This window comes from Actinomadura sp. DC4 (genome assembly GCF_030406325.1).
Classification (GTDB): Bacteria; Actinomycetota; Actinomycetes; order Streptosporangiales; family Streptosporangiaceae; genus Actinoallomurus.
This window is the reverse complement of record NZ_JAUEQY010000073.1, coordinates 1-4,081: the sequence shown is the minus strand read 5'-3', so window position 1 is coordinate 4,081 and position 4,081 is coordinate 1. Positions and strand designations below refer to the sequence as shown.

5 protein-coding genes are annotated in these 4,081 nt (G+C 62.4%); 3 read left to right on the top strand and 2 right to left on the bottom strand.

All coding sequences use genetic code 11. The annotated features are described in order from the left end of the window. Window positions 1-45 precede the first annotated feature (45 nt). Window positions 46-1,566, top strand: a complete 1,521-nt coding sequence (locus QWU11_RS46985) for a recombinase family protein (RefSeq protein WP_290121121.1) — start codon at window positions 46-48, stop codon at window positions 1,564-1,566. A gap of 75 nt (window positions 1,567-1,641) precedes the next feature. Here the strand turns inward: QWU11_RS46985 and QWU11_RS47605 are convergent, their stop codons facing one another. Continuing rightward, entirely contained in the window at window positions 1,642-1,734 is a 93-nt protein-coding gene (locus QWU11_RS47605; protein WP_354670965.1) for a DUF397 domain-containing protein, read from the bottom strand. After that, window positions 1,721-2,575: a helix-turn-helix transcriptional regulator gene (locus QWU11_RS46980; RefSeq protein ID WP_290121120.1), complete on the bottom strand. Its 855-nt coding sequence runs from the start codon at window positions 2,573-2,575 to the stop codon at window positions 1,721-1,723. Before QWU11_RS46980 ends, QWU11_RS47605 begins: the two co-directional genes overlap by 14 nt. Before the next feature lie 137 nt (window positions 2,576-2,712). Between QWU11_RS46980 and QWU11_RS46975 the strand changes: the two genes are divergently transcribed. Together QWU11_RS46975 and QWU11_RS46970 are read left to right on the top strand one after the other, a co-directional pair. Continuing rightward, window positions 2,713-2,946 (top strand): hypothetical protein, encoded by a 234-nt coding sequence (locus tag QWU11_RS46975; protein WP_290121119.1) that lies wholly within the window; start codon window positions 2,713-2,715, stop codon window positions 2,944-2,946. After that, a complete protein-coding gene (locus QWU11_RS46970) occupies window positions 2,946-3,200 on the top strand; it encodes a hypothetical protein (protein ID WP_290121118.1) in 255 nt (84 codons plus the stop codon). Before QWU11_RS46975 ends, QWU11_RS46970 begins: the two co-directional genes overlap by 1 nt. Window positions 3,201-4,081 lie beyond the last annotated feature (881 nt).

Sequence of the window (4,081 nt, the reverse complement as noted above, 5' to 3'; positions counted from 1 at the left end):
AGGTTGTAGAACTTAACCTCCGGCAAGAAGTAATCGGAGGTGGCCATGTCCCCATCCAGTTCGCTCGTCCCCGTGGTCTCATACGGTCGAATCTCGGCCGACCAGCGGAAAGACGCCCACGGCGTGCAGGATCAGCACAGAGTCAACCGGGAGACGGCGGCGCGTCTGGGCTGGACCGTGGTCCACGAGTTCACCGACAACGACAAGTCGGCGGCCAAGGTGGGTGTCGTCCGTGACGACTTCGAGGCGATGCTTGGTGCGCTGCGTGCGGGCCGGTTGCCGGACGGCACTGCGGTGGAAGGCGTGGTCATCCTCGCCGAGGACCGGCTTGCGCGTCGGCCGGGTGATTATGAGCGGTTCGTAGAAGCCTTCACCTATCAAGACGGCCGGGTGTTCGCCGACCAGCGCGGGCCAAAGGATCTCTATAGCGAAGATGTGGAGAGCATGGGCCTGTTCGGCGCGGTGATCTCCAAAATGGAGGTCCGCAAGATGCAACGTCGGATGCGGCGCTCACACCGGGCTCGGGCTGAGGAGGGGCGTCCGGTCGGCGGACCGCGCCCGTTCGGCTGGAAGGAAGATCGGCGCAGTCTCGAACCGCATGAGGCTGAGCTACTGGCGAAGGCCGCAAAAGACTTCCTAAGCGGGCGGTCGCTACATTCGATCATCCGGGAATGGCAAGCGGCGGGCGTGAAGTCGGCACGGGGTAATGAGTGGGTTGTCCAATCACTCAAAGCCTCCTTGAAGAACCCGCGTATCTGCGGGTGGCGGGAAATCTCCGGCGAGCTGGTGCGCGATCCGGATGGGACACCGGTCCTGGGGCAATGGGATCCGATCATCAGCCCGGAACAGTGGTCCGCCATCCGGACGTCCTTCGAACGACGGAAGGGTCACTTCGTCGGCCGGGACATGCAGATAATCCGGGCTCATCCCTCCGATTACCGTGATCATACATATCTGCTGTCAGGCATCCTTCGCTGTGGCCGACGCGACGCTAAAGGGACGCTATGCAACACACCATTGCGTTCGAACCGCAATAAAGACACCGACCATCACGTGTATACGTGTCTGAGTAGGGCTGAAGGCGGCTGCGGTGGCGTCTCCCGCCGAGGTGATCTGGTAGACGATTTCGTGTCCGAAGCGGTGCTTGCCAAGCTGGAACAGGCGTCGTTCGCCTCTTCTCCGGGTGATGATGAGTGGAGCGGGGAGGCAGAACTTCAGGCGGTCAGGGAACAGCTCGATGAGCTGACCCGGCAGTGGAACACCCGGCAGATCACCAACGAACTTTTCTTCAACCTCGCACCGGGCCTGGAACAACAGATCAGCCAGCTTCGCACGGACAAGGCCAAGCACGATGCCTCACACGCCACGCGGCAGGCGCAGACAGAGACCAGCACGGCGGAGATCCGGCGTCGTTGGTATCTATCGGAGAATGAGGGCGGTTTCCCGATCTCGGTCAAACGCACCTACATTCGTGCGGCTCTGCACACGGTGATCGTCTATCCGGCCGGCAGGGGAAAGCGGATATTCGACCCTGATTTGCTCGAACCGATCTGGCGCACTGACTGAGCAGGCTTTACTGGCGAAGCGCTCCACGGCAGCCGTCCGTTCACCGTGGGGCGCTTCGCTGCACACTTGGGAATTTTAGTCGCGATCGGCATGCCGTTCGCCGTAAACAGTCACCTCAACACACTGCTCGCCGTTGCCACCACTACGCGATGATTTACGCCAATTCATTTCTTTCCCATTCTTGAATCGCATCTTGCACGAGCTGGAGGGAGTTCGTTGAAGGAAGTGCGGCTTCACGGACATCTTCCCAGATCTTGTTGACCTCGGCGACATCTCCATTCCCTTCCATAATTTGACCACGAAGCGTGGTATCGAGGTTGACTAACTCGACACCATCAAGCCTAGCGATCATGAACGGTAGTGCGGAATAGTACTCCGTACCGAGAGGAACTATCTTGACGACGATATTTGGACGCGCCGCTAGATTACAGAGATGAGTTAATTGCTCGATCATTATTTCCGGACTTCCGACGAGTCGACGTAACGCATACTCGTCGATTACAAAGACGCACATCGGGGGATTTTCGTCCGTGAGCACCCCCTGCCGTTCTATTCGTCGCCGCGTCCGCTCCTTGGGATCGAGAGACGAATGGCGGGCGACCTGCATTATAGCTTCTGCATACCGTTCGGTTTGAAGCAAACCGGGTATCACGGTCACTTCAAAATTATTGAGCACGTTGGCATGAGCTTCCGCTTTTAGCCATTTGTCGACCCACTCCAGTGGAATTTCTCGCGTAACCCAACGCTCGAAGTACCGCGCGAGGTAACCGTTGGTACCGAGCTTCTCGTCACAGCGCCGGATGTCCCGAATGTCCGGCGTCCGTTTTCCGTTGAGCCACTGACTCACGGTGGACGGAGCGACGCCTACAAGTTTGGCGAAGTCGCGCCCCTTCATGCCCGCGTGATCAATCGCTAGAGACAGTTCGATACGCCACGAGTCTTGAGCCGTCTCGCGTTTCGGTGCCAATCGACGCTTCACACTCCCTGTGAATGTCTGCCGAACTTTCACGGACAGATGACCCGTCTCGATCTCTTCACAGCTTACGCGCTATTCGTCACGCTGTAGAGACGGAAACCCGACAGAGAGGCCGTGAGATGGCCACAACGACAGATCGTCCGGCAGAGGAGCGTACCGCCGACGACCACGTGAAGGCGCTCGACTACGCGCTTAAGCGGCGGGGCTTCGCGACGGAGATCATTGAACCGTCCACCCGGCTCAAGGTCCATTCGCGCAGCGGCTACAACCATTTCCATGAGGTGCTCACCCTGCGGCAGGACGGCGACGAGGTACTCAGGTGGTTCTGGTCGTGGGGTGAGCCGATCGCTCCGGCCGTCGATCTCTCCGACGTCGTCAACGCGGTCAACAAGGTCGTTCTCTGATGCCACCGCAGGTCAAGGTCAAGACCGCGCCCGCCTTACCCGGCCCGCTCGGGCATGTGATCGGGAAGCTCCGTGACGCGTACGCCGCGATCGGCACGCACCGTGTCGCGTCACTCGCCGAGTATGAACAGCTCGAAATCCTCATGCGGCGGCACCCGGCGTACGCCGCGTACCTGCTGCCCCGCGTCACACACATAACACCCCGCAGCTGGCTGTGTGACGGGTGGCCGGTTCTCGGCAACCCGCCGCCTTGAAGCTGCGACGCGCCTCGTGTTCGCGTGAGCGTGGGGCGTGAACCGTTCACGAGGCGCGTCGCCGTAGCCCGCCCCCGGCTTGTCCCGGCCTCCAACTCCACTCGTCATCCGAGGCAACCCGGGGGTGGCTTGACCGGCGGCACACCGGCCCGAACCTTCCGATCAGCTGGTCACTCGTGCGCGGACTGATCAGCTATTCCCGGCCGGTGTGCCGTCGCCTCGCGCAACAGCCTCTCACCTGCGAACGGTGGGAGGCTGTTGCCATTCGATCCGGTCGTTATGACCATCTGAGGGCCGCGGCTTCCCTTATCGCTGACAGGGTTGGGGCCGGTCGATGGCCGTAGGCCACCCCGTAGGGGCGACCAGAGGGAGTCAGCCGGCGCCGTGTCAGCAATTCCGTCTCGGGGTGTCGCCTGCGTAGAAGCCGCTGCCCGCCCGCTGGAGTGCGACGTTGGGCGGGGGCCTGACCTCAGCTTGCGCGGTGCGGCACGGGCGGACCGTCCACGGCGGGCCGGGGCGGTGGTCGGGGCCGCGCCGCGAACGGCGCCCCAGCGCCGCATGCGCAAGGCGCGGCGGCCGTCCACGGTCCCGGCCTGCGGTGGGCGGGGCCAGCCGGGCACGCGGCCCCCGCCGTGCTGGCGTCGATTGACCTTACGTGTCGACGGCCCGCACGTTAGAGCTGGACGGTTCCGGACTTGCACGGGGGCGGGGCCTCGTAGCCTTGATTGGCGGACGGGCAGCACCTGCCTGCCCGCAATGGCCCGTCGCGAGGCCCCGCGAGGGGTCCCCGTGCAAGTCGGGAACCGGCCAGCGGAACCCACCCTGCGGCCCGCCAGGGCCGCCTTGACCCTGTAATGAAAATTCTCGACGAATGGACGATT

Excerpts from the sequence above, each read along its gene's own strand:
- QWU11_RS46985 (WP_290121121.1), top strand. The coding sequence starts at position 46 with ATGTCCCCATCCAGTTCGCTCGTCCCCGTGGTCTCATACGGTCGAATC.
- QWU11_RS47605 (WP_354670965.1), bottom strand. The coding sequence starts at position 1,734 with ATGAATTGGCGTAAATCATCGCGTAGTGGTGGCAACGGCGAGCAGTGT.
- QWU11_RS46970 (WP_290121118.1), top strand. The coding sequence starts at position 2,946 with ATGCCACCGCAGGTCAAGGTCAAGACCGCGCCCGCCTTACCCGGCCCG.